The organism is Arthrobacter sp. YAF17, from assembly GCF_052113365.1.
In the GTDB taxonomy this organism is placed as follows: Bacteria; Actinomycetota; Actinomycetes; order Actinomycetales; family Micrococcaceae; genus Arthrobacter.
Genome location: NZ_JBFRDB010000011.1, coordinates 87546 through 103595, shown reverse-complemented (window position 1 = coordinate 103595; position 16050 = coordinate 87546). Strand labels below are relative to the sequence as shown.

At 67.7% G+C, this 16050-nt stretch carries 17 protein-coding genes; 10 read left to right on the top strand and 7 right to left on the bottom strand.

Translation table 11 applies throughout. The annotated features are described in order from the left end of the window. Positions 1–84: 84 nt before the first annotated feature. Positions 85–306 (bottom strand): hypothetical protein, encoded by a 222-nt coding sequence (locus AB4Y67_RS10935; RefSeq protein ID WP_441405793.1) that lies wholly within the window; start codon positions 304–306, stop codon positions 85–87. A gap of 14 nt (positions 307–320) precedes the next feature. Here AB4Y67_RS10935 and AB4Y67_RS10930 point away from each other — a divergent pair, with 14 nt between their 5' ends. Further along, a complete protein-coding gene (locus AB4Y67_RS10930; protein WP_441405792.1) occupies positions 321–1025 on the top strand; it encodes a TIGR03089 family protein in 705 nt (234 codons plus the stop codon). Positions 1026–1049: 24 nt separating this feature from the next. Here AB4Y67_RS10930 and AB4Y67_RS10925 read toward each other — a convergent pair whose 3' ends face one another. After that, on the bottom strand, positions 1050–1613 hold the full coding sequence (locus tag AB4Y67_RS10925; RefSeq protein ID WP_441405791.1) for a GtrA family protein: 564 nt from the start codon (positions 1611–1613) through the stop codon (positions 1050–1052). 220 nt (positions 1614–1833) lie between these two features. Between AB4Y67_RS10925 and AB4Y67_RS10920 the strand changes: the two genes are divergently transcribed. Genes AB4Y67_RS10920 through AB4Y67_RS10900 form a run of 5 tightly spaced genes read left to right on the top strand, consistent with a single transcriptional unit; the run spans position 1834 to position 7584 of the window. Then, positions 1834–2982, top strand: a complete 1149-nt coding sequence (locus AB4Y67_RS10920; RefSeq protein ID WP_441405847.1) for a 5-(carboxyamino)imidazole ribonucleotide synthase — start codon at positions 1834–1836, stop codon at positions 2980–2982. Continuing rightward, positions 2979–3584, top strand: coding sequence for a 5-(carboxyamino)imidazole ribonucleotide mutase (gene purE / locus AB4Y67_RS10915; protein WP_441405790.1), 606 nt, complete (start codon positions 2979–2981; stop codon positions 3582–3584). The genes AB4Y67_RS10920 and purE overlap by 4 nt, the downstream gene beginning before the upstream one ends. A gap of 10 nt (positions 3585–3594) precedes the next feature. Beyond that, on the top strand, positions 3595–5244 hold the full coding sequence (locus AB4Y67_RS10910; protein WP_441405789.1) for an LCP family protein: 1650 nt from the start codon (positions 3595–3597) through the stop codon (positions 5242–5244). Between the two features lie 56 nt (positions 5245–5300). Continuing rightward, a complete protein-coding gene (manA, locus tag AB4Y67_RS10905) occupies positions 5301–6587 on the top strand; it encodes a mannose-6-phosphate isomerase, class I (RefSeq protein ID WP_441405788.1) in 1287 nt (428 codons plus the stop codon). Between the two features lie 4 nt (positions 6588–6591). Further along, complete coding sequence (locus AB4Y67_RS10900; protein WP_441405787.1) at positions 6592–7584, top strand: lipid II:glycine glycyltransferase FemX; 993 nt, start codon at positions 6592–6594, stop codon at positions 7582–7584. A gap of 350 nt (positions 7585–7934) precedes the next feature. On the opposite strand, the gene galE is transcribed toward AB4Y67_RS10900, so the two are convergent. Both galE and glpX read right to left on the bottom strand, forming a co-directional pair. Beyond that, positions 7935–8909 carry a UDP-glucose 4-epimerase GalE gene (gene galE, locus AB4Y67_RS10895; protein WP_441405786.1) on the bottom strand — a complete coding sequence of 325 codons (975 nt, stop codon included), beginning with the start codon at positions 8907–8909 and terminating at the stop codon, positions 7935–7937. Positions 8910–9018: 109 nt separating this feature from the next. After that, positions 9019–10041 carry a class II fructose-bisphosphatase gene (glpX, locus tag AB4Y67_RS10890; RefSeq protein ID WP_186329239.1) on the bottom strand — a complete coding sequence of 341 codons (1023 nt, stop codon included), beginning with the start codon at positions 10039–10041 and terminating at the stop codon, positions 9019–9021. 206 nt (positions 10042–10247) lie between these two features. On the opposite strand from glpX, the gene AB4Y67_RS10885 reads away from it, so the two are divergent. From AB4Y67_RS10885 to AB4Y67_RS10875, 3 genes are all read left to right on the top strand, one after another. Further along, the gene (locus AB4Y67_RS10885; protein WP_441405785.1) at positions 10248–10994 is read left to right on the top strand and encodes a DUF4245 domain-containing protein; all 747 of its coding nucleotides are present in this window, start codon (positions 10248–10250) and stop codon (positions 10992–10994) included. A gap of 9 nt (positions 10995–11003) precedes the next feature. Then, a complete protein-coding gene (locus tag AB4Y67_RS10880; protein WP_441405784.1) occupies positions 11004–11618 on the top strand; it encodes a carbonic anhydrase in 615 nt (204 codons plus the stop codon). An 86-nt stretch (positions 11619–11704) separates the two neighbouring features. Next, positions 11705–13141 carry a class II fumarate hydratase gene (locus AB4Y67_RS10875; protein WP_441405783.1) on the top strand — a complete coding sequence of 479 codons (1437 nt, stop codon included), beginning with the start codon at positions 11705–11707 and terminating at the stop codon, positions 13139–13141. A 117-nt stretch (positions 13142–13258) separates the two neighbouring features. Here the strand turns inward: AB4Y67_RS10875 and AB4Y67_RS10870 are convergent, their stop codons facing one another. The 3 genes from AB4Y67_RS10870 to AB4Y67_RS10860 all read right to left on the bottom strand — a co-directional run bounded on the left by AB4Y67_RS10870 (position 13259) and on the right by AB4Y67_RS10860 (position 15118). Then, positions 13259–13927, bottom strand: a complete 669-nt coding sequence (locus AB4Y67_RS10870; protein WP_441405782.1) for a VWA domain-containing protein — start codon at positions 13925–13927, stop codon at positions 13259–13261. A gap of 115 nt (positions 13928–14042) precedes the next feature. Next, a complete protein-coding gene (locus tag AB4Y67_RS10865) occupies positions 14043–14513 on the bottom strand; it encodes an NUDIX hydrolase (protein WP_441405781.1) in 471 nt (156 codons plus the stop codon). Between the two features lie 41 nt (positions 14514–14554). Continuing rightward, the gene (locus AB4Y67_RS10860; protein ID WP_441405780.1) at positions 14555–15118 is read right to left on the bottom strand and encodes a prepilin peptidase; all 564 of its coding nucleotides are present in this window, start codon (positions 15116–15118) and stop codon (positions 14555–14557) included. A 59-nt stretch (positions 15119–15177) separates the two neighbouring features. On the opposite strand from AB4Y67_RS10860, the gene AB4Y67_RS10855 reads away from it, so the two are divergent. Next, positions 15178–16002 (top strand): hypothetical protein, encoded by an 825-nt coding sequence (locus tag AB4Y67_RS10855; RefSeq protein ID WP_441405779.1) that lies wholly within the window; start codon positions 15178–15180, stop codon positions 16000–16002. The last annotated feature ends 48 nt before the right edge of the window (positions 16003–16050 follow it).

Here is a 16050-nt window from a genome sequence, read left to right as displayed (position 1 = left end):
CCTGACCCTCGGACACTCGGTTGTGTGCCGGTTTCTGCGCATTGGCCTTCGATACCTAATTACACGTGTGTAAGTATCCGCGAGTCAAGCCACGGCGGAGATAATAATCAACTTGAGACCTAATTCCGGGGCACGCCACGCCCGCGTTTTTTCGGACCAGCCCCGCAGAACCCGCGGAATAATCAGGGTGCTGAGCACTTCGGGAGGTTTTTGTTGAATTTTCGGGAAACTTTCCGGGGTGGTCCAGGCGCGGCGGCCGGCGGCCCCCAGTCCCGGTATGACGGAGATCACAGCAGCATCCGCCATGGCAAGATGAAGCCATGAGCATCCCGGCAATCGAACTGATGACAGCCCTGCGTTCCGGCCAGGCCACCTCGCCGCGGCTCACCTGGTACGGCCCCGACGCCGAGCGCGTGGAGCTGTCCGGCCGGGTGCTGGATAACTGGGTGGCGAAGACGAGCAACCTTCTGCAGGACGAGCTCGACGCCGAACCCGGAACGCGGCTGCGCGTGGACCTGCCGGCGCACTGGAAGTCCGTGATCCTCGCCCTGGCCGCCTGGCAGCTCGGCATGGAGGTCGTCTTCGGCGATGCCGAGGCTGAACTGCTGGCCACCGCAGACCCGGCCCCCGGAGCGGCGCAGGGGGCGTTCGACGCCGTCGTGGCAGTAGCCCTGCCGGCGCTGGCCATGCGGTGGCCCGGCGCGCTGCCCACCGGCGTCGTCGACTATGCCGCCGAGGTCCGCTCCCACGGGGACGTTTTTATGGCGCACGTGGATCCGGAAGCAACGCGGCGTGCCGTGCTGGCCTCCACCGGGACGGCCCACACCCACGGTGACCTGCTGGACGGCTTCGCGGCGGCGCACGACGCCGGCGTGCGCCTGCTGGTGGCCGCCGGCGACGGCCTCGAGTCCGCCCTGGCCCAGTCGCTGGGCGCCTGGCACGGCGACGGATCAGTGGTGCTGGTGCACCCCGACGTCGTGGTGACGGAGAAGCTGCTCGCCGACGAGCGCGTCAACGGCAACTGAGCGCCCTCTCTTACTGCGGGCCGTCTAGAGCTGCGGGCCCGGCAGCTCCGGATCCTTGACGGCCACGCCCTCGACGCGGATCCCCGGCTTGGTGTGGGGGTGCCGTTCGATGATCTCGTGGTCGTGGGAGAACTCCGGCTCGTCGTCGAGTTCCTTGTTGAAGACGAGGAAGCGGTACGCAAAGAAGCGCACCACGGTAGCTACCAGGATGCCAACGACCCCGGCGGCGAACAGCATGTTCTTGTCCGTGACGCCGAAGGCGTACTTGGCGAGGGCGGTGAATCCGGTGGAGATACCGATGCCGATGCCGTTGATCAGGATGAACATGAGGAATTCGCGCACCACGTTGTCCTGGCGGCGGTGCCGGAAGGTCCAGAAGCGGTTCGCGATCCAGGAGAAGACGGTGGCGATGCTGGCGCCGACGAACCGGGCCTTGGCCTCGCTGTCCGTCATCGGGCCGTGCATCAGGTAGTACGTGAGTCCGTTGTCAATGATGAACGCAACACCGCCCACCGCACCGAACTTGGCCACTTCGCGCCAGAAAAGCGAGGCGAGCCCGCGCATGCGCTCCGTAAGTGTATTAATCATGACCCTCCGTGGCCGTCTTGAACTGTCGGCCATTGGCCCAACGGCCCATTTTAGCGCCGAAAGCCGGGAGCCCGGGTCCGGGTCCGCCTGAAAGCGGCGGAATACCCTGCGTCACCCGCACGGGAAATTCAAAAAGCCGGGATATGGCGAGGCTTTCGGTAGGCTGGGACTTGTGACTTTTCCTGTGATCGGTGTGGTTGGCGGCGGCCAGCTCGCCCGAATGATGGCCCCGGCGGCCACAGCCCTGGGCTTCGAGCTCCGCGTCCTTGCCGAAGGCGAGGACGTCTCGGCCGTCTCGGCCGTGGCCAACGCCCCGGTCGGTGATTACACCGATCTGGACCATCTCCTTGAGTTTTCCCGCGGCCTGGACGTCCTGACGTTCGACCATGAGCATGTCCCCACGGAGCACCTGCGTGCCCTGCAGCGGGCTGGCGTCAACGTCCACCCCGGACCGGACGCCCTGGTCAACGCCCAGGACAAGCTCGTGATGCGGGCCGCCATCGACAGGCTTGAACTGCCCAACCCCCGGTGGGCCTCGGTGGACGACGTCGACGGGCTGATTGCGTTCGGCGACGAGACCGGCTGGCCGGTCGTCCTGAAAACCCCGCGCGGCGGCTACGACGGCAAAGGCGTGCGGATCGTGGACTCCCCGGCAGACGCGGTCGAAACCTCCGACTGGTTCGAGTCGATGTCCCCGCTGCTCGCGGAAGCCAAGGTTGAATTCAGCCGCGAGCTCTCTGCCCTCGTGGCCCGGACCCCCGACGGCGAGGCGCGGGCCTGGCCAGTAGTGCACACGATCCAGGTCGACGGTGTCTGCGACGAAGTGATCGCCCCGGCCCTCGACATCCCGCTGGAGGTCGCGGCCGCGGCGGAGAACGCCGCCCTCCGGATCGCCAGCGAGCTCGGCGTCACTGGTGTGATGGCCGTGGAACTCTTCGAGACGCCCGGTGTGGGAGCAGGCTTCCTGATCAACGAGCTCGCCATGCGCCCGCACAACACCGGCCACTGGACGCAGGACGGCTCGGTGACGAGCCAGTTCGAACAGCACCTCCGGGCCATCCTCAATCTGCCGCTCGGCGCCACGGACCTGCTCAGCCCGGTGGTTGTGATGAAGAACTTCCTGGGCGGCGAGAACCAGAATCTGTTCTCCGCCTACCCCGCGGCCCTGGCCAGCGAACCCGCGGCGAAGGTCCACTGCTACGGCAAGGCCGTCCGTCCGGGCCGCAAGATCGGCCACGTTAACCTGGTCGGCGGCTCCGTGGCAGACGTCGACTCGGTGCGCGAACGCGCCACCACGGTCGCCAACATTATCCGGAACGGAAGGGCCCAGCCGCGCACTGCAGCCGGAACCCACGAGGAGAACGCATGAGCACCAGCAGCACGGCCCAACCCGGCGTCCAGTTCCCGGCGGATGCCGGGGCCGAGGGCCCCATTGTCGGGCTCGTCATGGGCTCAGACTCCGACTGGCCGGTGATGGAGGCCGCGGCCGAGGCCCTTGCCGAGTTCGGGATCCCCTTTGAGGCCGATGTGGTCTCCGCACACCGTATGCCGCTCGAAATGATCCGGTACGGCCAGACGGCCCATGAGCGCGGCCTCCGTGTCATCATTGCTGGCGCCGGCGGCGCCGCGCACCTGCCGGGCATGCTCGCCTCCGTCACGCCCTTGCCGGTCATCGGTGTCCCGGTGCCGCTCAAAACCCTCGACGGCATGGACTCCCTGCTGTCCATCGTCCAGATGCCGGCCGGTGTCCCGGTTGCAACCGTCTCCATCGGCGGGGCCCGGAACGCAGGACTCCTGGCTGTGCGCATGCTGGCTTCTGGCACGGATCCCCTGGCTGGACAGCTCCGCGCCGCCCTGGTCGACTTCGCCCAGGAGCTCAACGACGTCGCCACCCGGAAGGGCGCGAACCTGCGGCAGAAGGCGAGCGAAGTGTTCGCCGACGCAAACGCCGTCGCCCGGGGCAGCCGTTAAGGATCACCAGATGTCCAACAGGTATGCCCCCTCCCGTCTGCCGGCGCCACAGAAGCGTGCGTCTGCACCGTCCCTCACGGATCCGGTCCGCTATCCCGCCGGGGCGTCTGCGTCGGTCCTGACCAAGCGTGCGTTCCTGCTGATCCTGATGACCCTCCTGGTGCCCGGCAGCGCCCAGACCGTGGCCGGGGACAGGCGGCTGGGGCGGATCGCGTTGCGCATCACGCTCACAGTCTGGGTGTTGGCCGTTCTTGCGGCAGTGCTCCTTGTGGCCTCCCGGTCGACGCTGATCAACCTGTTCACCAACTCCTTTGCCTCGTTGGTGCTCATCATCGGCCTGGTGGCGCTGGCCGTCGGCTGGGCCCTGCTCTTCATCAACACATTGCGGCTGATCCGTCCCGTGCTGCTGGCCCCCAAGGCGCGCCCCGCCGTCGTGGTCACGCTGGTGCTGGCGATGATCCTCAGCAGCGGATCGCTGGGCTACGCCGCTTACCTGCTCAACGTCAGCCGCGGAGCCATTTCCGATATTTTCTCCTCCGGACCGGCGATGGAACCCTCCGAAGGCCGGTACAACTTCCTGATGATGGGCGGCGACGCCGGGGCCGACCGTACCGGCCGCCGGCCGGACAGCCTCTCGGTCATCAGCGTGGATGCCAAGACCGGCGCGACCGCCATCATCTCCGTCCCCCGCAATCTGCAGAACGCGCAGTTCAGCGAAGATTCGCCCATGCGCACGATCTATCCCGACGGCTACGACTGCGGCAATGAATGCCTCATCAACGCCATCAACACCGAGGTCACCAACGAACACAAGGACCTGTACCCCGGGGTGGAGGACCCGGGCGCCCAGGCCACGATGGAAGCGGTGTCCGGAAGCCTGGGCATCAAGGTCCAGGCCTACGTGCTGGTCGACATGGACGGCTTCGCCAGGCTGATTGATGCCATGGGCGGCATCCGGATCAAGGCAGGCGGCTGGGTCCCGATCAGCGGCGAGACGATCGACGAGGCCAGCGGAATCCACGGCATGCCGCTGGGTTGGATCCCGGCAGGCGACAATACGCTCGACGGCTACCACGCCCTCTGGTACGGCCGTTCGCGCGAATTCGTGGACGACTACGCGCGCATTGCCCGCCAGCAGTGCGTCCAGCAGGCCATGCTCAAGCAGCTGGATCCGGCAACCCTGCTGTCCAAGTTCGAGGACATCGTCAAGGCGGGCACCAAGGTGGTCGACTCCAACATTTCCTCCAGCCAGCTCGGGAGTTTCGTGGACCTCGCCATGAAGGCGAAGGGCCAGCAAATGAGCCGGCTGACCATCGGACCGCCCGACTTCGACGCTTCCTTCTCGACCGTCCCCGACTTCGACAAGATCCACCAGAAGGTCGATGCGCTCCTCGCGCCTGCCCCCGCGGCGGGCGCCGCCGAAGACGGCATCCGCCAGCAGTACCCGGCGCCCGGACCACTGTCAGCAGCCGGGGCGCTGCCGGGCGCACTGCCCGGCACCCAGCCCGCGCCGCCGCCGCCGTCGGACTTCACACCGATGACCACGACGCCGGACGGCGAGCCGATCACCGAAGAAATGCTGAACCAGTTCAAGCTCAACGGCGACGAACAGTCGATCCGCAACCTGGTCGCCACGAACGGCCAGTGCGCGCCGCTCTAGTTCCGCGGCCACACTATCCTTAGCAGCCTTCCGCAACAGATTGGGACCCCCAGGCAGTGTACGAACTCGAGAACGTCCTCCGGCCCTATGCCTGGGGCTCCACGACGGCGATCGCCGGGCTGCTTGGCAGGCCGGCTTCCGGCGGCCCCGAGGCGGAACTCTGGATAGGCGCGCACCCGGACTCACCGTCGGTGGCGCTCAGCCCGGCCGGATCCGCGGGCGCGCACGCGGCGGTCGAGGGCCGCGGCGGACGCCGGGCGCTGGATACCTTGATCGGGGAAGACCCGGAGCACCATCTGGGCAGCGACAGCGTGGCCGAATTCGGCCCCCGGCTTCCGTTCCTGCTCAAGGTGCTGGCCGCCGACAGCCCCCTCTCGCTCCAGGTGCACCCCACCCTCCAGCAGGCACGGGAAGGGTTCGCCCGCGAAGAGGCCGCCGGCGTCGACCGCAGCGCAGCGGAACGCAATTACAAGGACGACAACCACAAGCCGGAGATGATCTACGCGCTGACACCGTTCGAGGCGCTGTGCGGCTTCCGGCCGGCGTCGGACGCGCGCGCCGTCTTCGAGCTGCTGGTGGCGGATTTTGAACTCGCCGGCCTCGAGCTTCCTCCCCTCGTTCCGCTGCTGCTGGAGGATCTGGCGCATCCCGAGGAGCACACCGCCCTGCGCTCGGCCTTCGAGCGCCTGATCGCCGGCGGCGACGAAGTGACGGAAGCCGCGGCCGCGATTGTGGCGGCCCTGACCTCCGGCGCCCCGACGGCGCCGCACCAGGCGGAACTTGCCACCGTCGTCACGCTCAACGCGCAGTACCCGGGCGATCCGGGCGTCCTGATCTCGCTGCTGCTCAACCGGATCTCGCTGGCGCCGGGCGAGGCTGTCTACCTCCCGGCCGGCAACGTCCACGCCTACCTGCACGGGCTCGGCATCGAGGTCATGGCCTCCTCCGACAACGTGCTGCGGGGCGGACTGACTCCGAAGTTCGTGGACGTGCCGGAACTGCTCCGCACCATCTCCTTTGAAGCCGTCGGCGTTCCGATGCTCAGCCCGGAGACCACGATGCTGGGGCAGGAGGTCTTCCGGCCGCCGTTCAGTGAATTCCAGCTGCAGCGCATCGAGCTGGAACCCGGCGCGGAACCCGTCCCGGTTGCGCAGTCGGGGGCCGCGGTCATCATCGTGGTGTCCGGATCCGTGCTCCTCGACTCCCCCAAGGGCGAGCTGCGGCTGGAACGCGGCGCCAGCGCCTTCCTGGCGGCGGCCGAGGCGCCGGTCAATGCGCACGCCATGTCCGGTGCCACCGGAACTGCCCTTGCCTTCGCCGTCACCACCGCCCTGAAAGCCTGAGACCGTGGACCACTTCCTGCAGAGCCCGCCGTGGGCCGACTTCCAGCGCGGCCTGGGACGGACCGTACACCAGCGCTCCGGCCCCGGCTGGAGCTTCCTGGCCATCGAGGAGAGCAACCCGGCCGGGAAACTCCTTTACGCACCCTACGGCCCGGCGGCCGCTTCCCTCGCCGCGTTCGACGCCGCCCTGGCGGCTTTGACGGACCTGGCCCGCAGCTGCGGGGCGGTGTTTGTCCGGATTGAACCGGTCGATGCCGGCTTCCCGGCCGCCGACGCCGATGCCGTGCTGCGCACGCGGGGCCTCCGCCCTGCTCCGGCCAACCAGCAGCCCGAACTGAGCTGGATTGTTGACCTGGACCGGGATTTCAAGGACGTCCTGGCGGACATGAAGCCGGTGAACCGCAACCTGTACCGGAACATCCACAAGAAAGGCGTGACGTTCCGCTCCAGCCAGGACCCCGACGAGATCTCCGTACTGCTGGCATTCCTGCACATGACGGCGGCCCGCAACGGTTTCAAGCCACAGAGCGACGAATACCTGACCCAGGTTGCCCGCTCACTGATGCCTGCCGGTGCCGCAACACTCTTCGTCGCTGAGCTCGAGGGCGAGCCCATCGCTGCCGCCCTTGCCTACGACTCCGCAGACACCCGCACCTATGCCCACGCGGCACTGGACGATACACACAGGAAGCTCAGCGCCGGGATCCCGCTGCTGGTCACGCTGATGGCCGATGCCAAGGAAAAGGGCCTGAAGCATGTGGACCTCTGGGGCGTCGCCCCCGCGGATCAGCCCGACCACAAATGGGCCGGCTTCACGGCCTTCAAGAAATCGTTCGGCGGGCGCGAAGTGGCGTACCCCGGCACCTGGGACCTGCCGGTGAGGAAGTTCCGCTACAGCGGGTACCAGCTGGCCAGGAAGTGCGCGCAGGCCGCCCGCCGCGGGGCCAAGGCGGCCCGGACCGTGCCCGCCCGGCTGCGCAGCACACTCCGCCGCTAGACCTCAGCAGGGCATTTCCAGCGCCTGACCCACCACGCCCGACTGGACATGCGCCGCGCTGGACTTGGCGGGTGGACATACACCCCCTATGCCCATTCCTGGGCGTGAGGACTGAGCATGTCCCCCTGACACACCTCGTACCGGGGCATAACCACTGAGCATGTCCCGTGGACGCGGTGACACCCGGCGCGTGAGGACTGGGCATGTCCACCGGAGGCAGCACGGACCTGGGCCCACCACTGGACATGTCCCGCGTCAGCCGGGGCTGGTGGACACAAACCCACTGTGTCCATTCCTGAGCGTGGGCACTGGGCATGTCCTCCCGGGGAGAGAGCGCGGCACCCGGGACGCTAGTTTCCGGCGGTGGCTGCTTTCTTCTGCGCTTCGTAGGCGCTGGCGACCATGTCCTCGACGGAGTGGCGCATCTTCCAGTCCAGGTCACGTGCGGCGAGGGAGCCGTCGGCCACGATCCGGTCCGGGTCTCCGGTCCGGCGGGGGCCGATCTCCGGCTCGAAGTCGATGCCGGTGACCTTGGCCATCGCCGTCATGATCTGGCGGACGGACAGGCCGTCGCCGGACCCGAGGTTGTAGACGCGTTCCAGGGGCTTGCCGGCGGCGAGGGCCTGGGCTGCAGCGACGTGCGAGGTGGCCAGGTCGGCCACGTGGACGTAATCCCGCACGCAGGTACCGTCGGCGGTGTTGTAGTCGGTGCCGTTGATCCGCGGGGTTTTCCCGGCGGTCAGCGCGCGGAGCACGATCGGGAAGAGATTGTGCGGGCTCGTGTCGTAGAGCTCGGGCGAGCCGGAGCCGACGACGTTGAAGTAGCGCAGCGAGGTGTGCTTCAGTCCCCGGGCCCTGCCCTGGTCCCGGATCAGCCATTCGCCGATGAGTTTGCTCTCCCCGTAGGGGGATTCGGGGTTCGTCGGGGTGTCTTCGGTGACGATGTCCCCGGTGGGGGTGCCGTAGGTGGCTGCGGAGGAGGAAAAGACCAGTTTGTCGACGTCGGCGAGCTCCATCGCCTTCAGCAGTTCCGCCGTGCCCGTGACGTTCTGCTCATACGTGAGCAGCGGCTCCTGCACGGAAACACCGGCGTATTTGAAGCCGGCGAGATGGATCACTCCGGTGACGCCGAGGTCCAGCATGGTGCGGGCCACGAGCTCCGAGTCGAGGATGGTGCCGTGCACGAAAGGCACGTCGTCCGGGACGAACTCGCGGTGCCCGCTGGAGAGCGAATCAATCACCGCCGCCTGGATCCCGGCCCCGCGCAAAGCGGAAACCACGTGTGAACCGATATATCCTGCGCCACCTGTTACGAGCCATGTCATGGTTCCACCCTACCCAATCCCGCCGCCTCGCCGGCGCTCCCGGAAACGGCGGATCCCGGGGCGCGGAACGCGCCCCGGGATCCGGGTGTTCAGGCTGTTGCGGCAGGTGTTAGCCCTTGCGCGCGTAGCCTTCCCACTTGCTGGCCTGGTGCTCGCCATCCACGAAACGGATGGTGCCGGACTTGGAGCGCATCACGATGGACTGGGTGAGGACCTTGTCCTTGGAGTAGCGCACGCCCTTGAGCAGGTCGCCGTCGGTGATGCCCGTGGCGGCGAAGTAGCAGTTGTCGCTGGAGACAAGGTCGTTGGTGGAGAGCACCCGGTCCAGGTCGTGGCCGGCGTCAATCGCTTTCTGCTTCTCGTCGTCGCTGGTGGGCCACAGGCGGCCCTGGATCACGCCGCCGAGGGACTTGATGGCGCAGGCCGCGACGATGCCTTCCGGCGTACCGCCGATCCCCATCAGGGCGTCCACTCCGGTACCGGAACGGGCTGCGGCGATGGCGCCGGCAACGTCGCCGTCCATGATGAACTTGGTCCGTGCACCGGCCTCGCGGATTTCCTCCACGAGCGGGCGGTGCCGGTCGCGGTCAAGGATCATCACGTTGAGCTGGTTGACCTTGACGCCCTTGGCTTTGGCGATCAGGTGCAGGTTCTGCTTGACCGGCAGGCGCAGGTCAACCATGTCGGCGGCTTCCGGACCGGTCACGAGCTTCTCCATGTAGAACACCGCGGAGGGGTCGAACATGGAGCCGCGCTCGGCGACGGCGAGGACGGCCAGGGCGTTGTTGATGCCCAGGGCCGTCAGGCGGGTTCCGTCGATCGGGTCGACGGCGACATCGCACTCGGGGCCCGTGCCGTCACCGACGCGCTCTCCGTTGAAGAGCATCGGGGCTTCGTCTTTTTCACCTTCGCCGATCACGACGACACCGTTGAAGTGGACAGTCTGGAGGAAAGAGCGCATGGCGTCGACGGCGGCGCCGTCGGCCTTGTTCTTGTCCCCGAACCCGACCCAGTGGCCGCCGGCGATGGCGGCGGCTTCGGTGACGCGGACCAGTTCCAGAGCAAGGTTGCGGTCCGGCTCGTCGATGCCGACGGCGAGGGACGGGGAGAGCGTGGAGTACTTCTGGGTCATTGGCGCTGGTGTCACGTGAACCTCTTCTTCGAGTGGCGATCATTGAAGCCGCACGGACAGGTCGATCCGTCGCGGTGATTCGTTGGTTAGTGATCTCGTCTGTTATTGATCATAGTCGCGGTGAAAAGCTGCGTCTCGGAATGACCATTCCGTGAAACGGCAGAACCTGCCCCACCCGGCACCACCGAATGTGAGATCGGACCGGAATGGGCGACTATAGAGGGGTGAGTGAATTGCAGGAAACGCCCCCCGCAGCCCCAGCCTCCCCCGCCGGCACTGCCGGCCGGGAAGCGCCCGGCGCGGCCGGCCAGCCGCCCGTCAAGCCCGTCCTGACCGCGGGAGCGGCGAAGCGCGCGAATGCCTCCGTGATCGGCATGATCATTGCGCTGGTCCTGAGCATCGCCACGTTCCTGCCCATCGTCTTGATGAACCCGACGCCAAAGACCGACGGCTACCGCCCGGACATCAACGTCAGCGCCGTGGCGCGGAACGCTGCAGATGTGGCGGGATTCACACCTGCGGCCCCGGACACCGGCGAAACATTCCGCGCAAATTACGCCCGTTGGGAGTCCGGAACGGGAAGCGGCGTCCCGACCTGGGAGGTCGGCTTCCTCACCCCCAAGGAATCCTTCATCGGCCTCGTGCAGACGCGGCAGTCCAATCCCACCTGGCTGCTCCAGCAGGTAAAGAGCGCACCCGTCACCGGCACGCGCAACGCCGGGGGCCGGGACTGGGAACTCCGTGACACCGGCAAGGGCGAGAAGTCCATGGTGCTTCTCGACGCCGGCGGGACCACGGTTATCCTGACCGGATCCGCCCAACTGGATGAATTCACGGTCCTGGCCGCAGCTGTGGTCAAGGCGCTCGAGAGCAATTCCGCGGCCACCGGCAGTGCGTCACCCGCGGGCACCGCGGCAGCAACAGTTTCGCCCTCCCCCTCACCTTCGCCGTAAAGTAGGGCCGTGGCCACCTATCTCACCCCCGCACTTGCCTGGCGTCGACTCCGCGAAGGCAACGAGCGCTTCGTATCCGGCGAATCGTCCCATCCCAACCAGGACGCGTCGCGCCGCTCCTCTCTCGTGGAGAACCAGCATCCCTTCGCGGTGATCTTCGGCTGCTCGGATTCCCGGCTCGCCGCTGAAATCATCTTCGATCTCGGCCTCGGGGACGCCTTCGTCGTCCGCACCGCCGGACAGGTGATCGACGACGCCGTGCTCGGATCCCTCGAATACAGCGTCAGCGTCCTCGGCGTGCCCCTGATCGTGGTCCTGGGGCACGACAGCTGCGGAGCGGTCACGGCCACGAAAGAGGCAGTGGAAACCGGACAGATGCCCATAGGTTTTATGCGCAGCCTCGTTGAGCGCATCACACCGTCGGTGTTGACCTCGCTGCGCAACAACCAGAACGACGTCAACGACATGGTGGTGGAGAACGTCAAACAGACGTCGCAGCGGCTCGTGGACAGTTCGCGGGTGATTTCGGATGCCGTCGGAAGCGGCCGGGCAGCAGTAATTGGCCTCGCCTACAGCCTGGCCGACGGCCGGGCGGACATCGTTTCCGGAATCGGCGAGATCTGAGTTCCCGACGCCGCGGTCCTCAAAGTGCCCCGTAGCGGGCAGTTCATGGTTTTCGGTGGAACGCCTCCGCCCAATAAGCTAGCTCCATGACTTCCACAGCAGATTTGAACACTGAAGAGTTCCGCATTGAACACGACACGATGGGCGAAGTCCGCGTCCCCGTGAACGCGTTGTACCGCGCCCAGACGCAGCGTGCCGTCGAAAACTTCCCGATCTCCGGCAAGACCCTGGAGCGCGCCCACATCGAAGCCCTGGCCCGCGTGAAGAAGGCCGCTGCCCAGGCCAACGCAGAACTGGGAGTGCTCGACGGCGAGCTCGCCCAGGCCATCGCCGACGCCGCCGACGAGGTTGCCACCGGCAAGTACGACGGCGACTTCCCGATCGACGTCTTCCAGACCGGCTCGGGCACCTCGTCGAACATGAACACCAACGAGGTCCTCGCCGAACTGGCCACCCGCGCGCTCAAGGCCGGCGGCAGCGACAAGGTGGTCCACCCGAACGACCACGTCAACGCCTCGCAGTCCTCCAACGACGTCTTCCCCACCTCGGTCCACGTGGCCGCCACCTCCGCCCTGATCAACGACCTGATCCCGGCGCTGGGCTACCTCGCGGAGTCCCTGGAGCGCAAGGCCGTCGAGTTCAAGGACGTCGTGAAGTCCGGCCGCACCCACCTGATGGATGCCACTCCCGTGACGCTGGGCCAGGAGTTCGGCGGCTACGCCGCGCAGGTCCGCTACGGCATCGAGCGCATCAATGCCTCCCTCCCCCGCGTCGCTGAAGTTCCGCTCGGCGGCACCGCCGTCGGCACCGGCATCAACACCCCCGCCGGCTTCCCGGAGCGTGTCATCGAACTGCTCTCCGCCGACACCGGCCTGCCGCTGACCGAGGCCCGCGACCACTTTGAGGCCCAGGCGAACCGTGACGGCCTCATCGAGGCCTCCAGCCAGCTGCGCAACATCGCGATCTCCTTCATGAAGATCAACAACGACCTGCGCTGGATGGGCTCCGGCCCCAACACCGGCCTCGGCGAAATCGCGATCCCGGACCTGCAGCCGGGCTCCTCGATCATGCCGGGCAAGGTCAACCCGGTCATCTGTGAAGCCTCGATCATGGTCTGCGCCCAGGTCATCGGCAACGACACGGCCATCGCCTGGTCCGGCACCAACGGCGCGTTCGAGCTCAACGTCGGCATCCCGGTGATGGCCGCCAACCTGCTCGAATCCGTGCGCCTGCTCGCGAACACGAGCCGCGTCATGGCCGACAAGATGATCGACGGCATCACCGCCAACGTCGAGCGTGCCCGCTTCCTCGCCGAGGCGTCCCCGTCCATCGTCACGCCGCTGAACAAGTTCATCGGCTACGAGAACGCGGCAAAGATCGCGAAGAAGTCCGTGGCAGAGGGCCTCACCATCCGCGAAACCGTGGTGGCGATGGGCTTCCTGGAGCGCGGCGAACTGACCGAGGAGCAGCTGGACACCGCCCTGGACGTCATGTCTATGACGCGTCCGCCGCACAAGGCCTAGCACCCACGCCCCGCCGCCGCGCCCGTCCGGCGCGGCCGCGGCAGCGTCCGACGGCGGTCGGCACCTTTCTGGCGAAAGGCGCCGGCCGCCGTCGTGCGTGGTGCCGGCACACGCCTTCTACGGCTGCGGCGTTCCTCCCCCGGCCGCCTCCCGCTCGTCCGCCGTGTAGGCCGCCGCGGCAGCAGCGTCGGCCATGCTCGCCCCGCCGATCCGCGCCTCCCGCAGCCGTCGTGTTTTGGCCGACTGGACCGAGAACGCCGCATCCACGTTCCCCGCTGCGTACGTGAGGGCGTCCTCGGCCCGGATGCCGAGCCCGTGAGCGGTCAGCACGGCGTCCTGGTTGGCCCCCAGGTAGGTGAACTGCCAGCCCCACTGGCGCTGCTGCCGTTCCACCAGCTCCTTGACCATGGCGCCCGTGGCCTCCCGTGAGGAGTTCTCGTGGCCGTCGGTCAGGACAGCCACCAGCACGGTGCCGGGGCGCTGATCCTCGGGCAGGGCGGCCAGCTCCGCTCCGGCCTCGCCGATCAGCCGGACCATGGCGTCGTGCAGGGCCGTGCTGCCGCGCGGCTGAAGATCCAGCGGAGGAACGTCCTGGATGTCCACGGCGGCGTAGACCCGTTCGTAGCTGTCGTCGAACTGGGCAAGGGAGAGCCGGCAGCGGCCGGCCACGGACTGCTGGTCCCGCACGAAGGCCGCGAACCCGCCCACCGTGTCGTCGGCAATGGCGCTCATGGACCCCGATCGGTCCAGGAGAACGTAAACGTGTGTCAGTGCAGCGTCTGTCATGCTTCCCCATTTCCGGTCCGGGCGCACCCGGACCAACTCTCCCCAGCGTCTGGCTGGACAGGAGCAGGCTACTGCGGGGCACCGACAGGATTAGTGAACACCGAAGCGGTAGCCGTCAGCCCCGGAAGTGGGCGGCCCCGTCCGGCTGCGCCGCACGTTCGATGCTCTCCAGATGCCCGGGCATCAGCGCCGGGAACTCCTCCGGGCCGAACCAGCCCACGGCGAGGGATTCGTCGTCGTTGACCCGCGCCTCCCCGGAGACATAGCGGCACCGGAACACGAGCGTCAGGAAGTGGCAGACGTCCCCGTTCGGATACGTGGTGGGCCCGACGGCGTCCACCGAGACGAGGCGTTCGGCCGCGGCAACGACGCCGGTCTCCTCCAGGACTTCCCGCAGCATGCCCGTCGCCGGCTCCTCCCCGGGCTCCAGAATCCCGGTGATCAGCCCCCATTGGCCGTTGTCGGCCCGCTGGCCGAGCAGGACCCTGCCGGCGTCGTCGAACACCACGGCCCGGGCGCCGGGGATCCAAAGGGTTTCGTGGCCGATCTTGGCACGGAGCTTGAGGATGAAGTCGGGGGTAGCCATCACGCCAGCCTAGCCAAGTGCGCGGGAGAGCGGGCAGCGGTTCAGGCCGCCGGCAGGAGGGCCATGGCGGCGGCGGCGCCCGCCAGCATAAACGGCCCAAAAGGAATGCTCGATTTCAGGGAGCCGCGCCGCGAGACCAGCAGGGCCAGGCTCCACAGCCCGCCGAGGAGGAACGCGGCGAAGGTCCCGGCAAAGACGTGCGGCCAGCCGAGGAACCCCAGGTACATGCCGAGGACGCCTGCCAGCTTGACGTCGCCAAACCCCATCCCCGGCGGATAGACGGCCCGCAGCAGGAAGTAGAACAGCCACAACGCCGCTCCCCCGGCCACCACGCGGAGCCCGGGAACACCGAAGAGTCCGGCGCCGCCGTCGGGAACTGCCGCCGAGGCAACGGCTCCCGCCGCGGCGTGGACCGCCGCTGCGCCCAGCAGCAGCACCCCGGCGACGGCATAGGCCGGAAAGACGATCCGGTCCGGCAGCAGATGGTGGCGCACGTCGATGACGGTGAGCCGTATGGCCGCGACCGCCAAATAGGCGCAGGCCAGCAGCACCAGCCAGAAGGCCAGCGGTGTCACTTCCCCCAGTCCGCCGAGTCGTTGGATCACCCTCGGATGCTACTGGAAATTCCGGCTGCCAGCGCCGGGCCCGCGCGTAAACTGTGGATATGGCCGCATGGGACAACTCGAACCGGCGTGAGCCGCGCCCGCCCGGGGACGCCGCGGAGCAGGCGGCCGCATTCCGGGACCTGTGCCGTTCCTCGCCGTGGAAGTGGCATTCCCTGCGGTTTGAGTACCTGGACCGGCCCCTTGCCCCCGGCCAGGGGACCCTTGAAAAGGCAGCTCCAGACCTGGTCCGCGCGTGGCTGCGCCGCCCGGGTGCCCTGCGGCTGGAGACCGCGGACGGGCTGGTCCTGCAAAGCAGCACCGGAATCAACGATTCCCGCGACGTGTTTTACGTCCGGTCGACCCGGAAGACCTGGCTGCTGCCGCCCCACCTGGTCACCCCGGTCTACGATGACCGCGGCCTGGTCCGGCGCCGTCCCGAAGCGGCCTATGGCGAGCCCGGCTTCGGTAATGGCCGCTTTTCCGCCGCTCTGGACCCGGTGGAACTGGCAGGCAACGCCCCCGTGCCGCTCGAATTTCCCAACTCGAATGCCGTGGAGCTGGGCCCCATCACCGAAATCCTGCACGAGGGCCGGCCCGCCCTGGAAGTCACTGTCACCCCGAACCCCGGGTACCGCCCCACCGACCCCGCCTCGCCGCTGTGCCGGCCCGGCCGCACGCAGGTGAGAGTCGACGCCGGCACTGGCGTTTGCGTCGCGAGCCGCTGGCTGGAGGGCGGACAGGACGGGGACGAACCCGAGGAATACGGGCACTGGCTGCGGATCCTGGCCGTGGACGAATACATGCTGGACGACCTGTTCCTCGCCGAGTCCATGAACCTGACGGATGTCCGCCGGCACATCAGCTGGGAACTCCCGGCGGGCTGAGCGCCTGTGTGACTCGCTGGGAGTCCCGCGCTCGGCTAGGCTTCCCGG

What these genes read in the sequence shown, in the direction of transcription:
- AB4Y67_RS10935 (WP_441405793.1), bottom strand. Translation starts at nt 306, where the DNA reads ATGGCGGATGCTGCTGTGATCTCCGTCATACCGGGACTGGGGGCCGCC.
- AB4Y67_RS10930 (WP_441405792.1), top strand. Translation starts at nt 321, where the DNA reads ATGAGCATCCCGGCAATCGAACTGATGACAGCCCTGCGTTCCGGCCAG.
- AB4Y67_RS10925 (WP_441405791.1), bottom strand. Translation starts at nt 1,613, where the DNA reads ATGATTAATACACTTACGGAGCGCATGCGCGGGCTCGCCTCGCTTTTC.
- AB4Y67_RS10920 (WP_441405847.1), top strand. Translation starts at nt 1,834, where the DNA reads ATGATGGCCCCGGCGGCCACAGCCCTGGGCTTCGAGCTCCGCGTCCTT.
- purE (WP_441405790.1), top strand. Translation starts at nt 2,979, where the DNA reads ATGAGCACCAGCAGCACGGCCCAACCCGGCGTCCAGTTCCCGGCGGAT.
- AB4Y67_RS10910 (WP_441405789.1), top strand. Translation starts at nt 3,595, where the DNA reads ATGTCCAACAGGTATGCCCCCTCCCGTCTGCCGGCGCCACAGAAGCGT.
- galE (WP_441405786.1), bottom strand. Translation starts at nt 8,909, where the DNA reads ATGACATGGCTCGTAACAGGTGGCGCAGGATATATCGGTTCACACGTG.
- glpX (WP_186329239.1), bottom strand. Translation starts at nt 10,041, where the DNA reads ATGACCCAGAAGTACTCCACGCTCTCCCCGTCCCTCGCCGTCGGCATC.
- AB4Y67_RS10885 (WP_441405785.1), top strand. Translation starts at nt 10,248, where the DNA reads ATGGGCGACTATAGAGGGGTGAGTGAATTGCAGGAAACGCCCCCCGCA.
- AB4Y67_RS10875 (WP_441405783.1), top strand. Translation starts at nt 11,705, where the DNA reads ATGACTTCCACAGCAGATTTGAACACTGAAGAGTTCCGCATTGAACAC.
- AB4Y67_RS10870 (WP_441405782.1), bottom strand. Translation starts at nt 13,927, where the DNA reads ATGACAGACGCTGCACTGACACACGTTTACGTTCTCCTGGACCGATCG.
- AB4Y67_RS10865 (WP_441405781.1), bottom strand. Translation starts at nt 14,513, where the DNA reads ATGGCTACCCCCGACTTCATCCTCAAGCTCCGTGCCAAGATCGGCCAC.
- AB4Y67_RS10855 (WP_441405779.1), top strand. Translation starts at nt 15,178, where the DNA reads ATGGCCGCATGGGACAACTCGAACCGGCGTGAGCCGCGCCCGCCCGGG.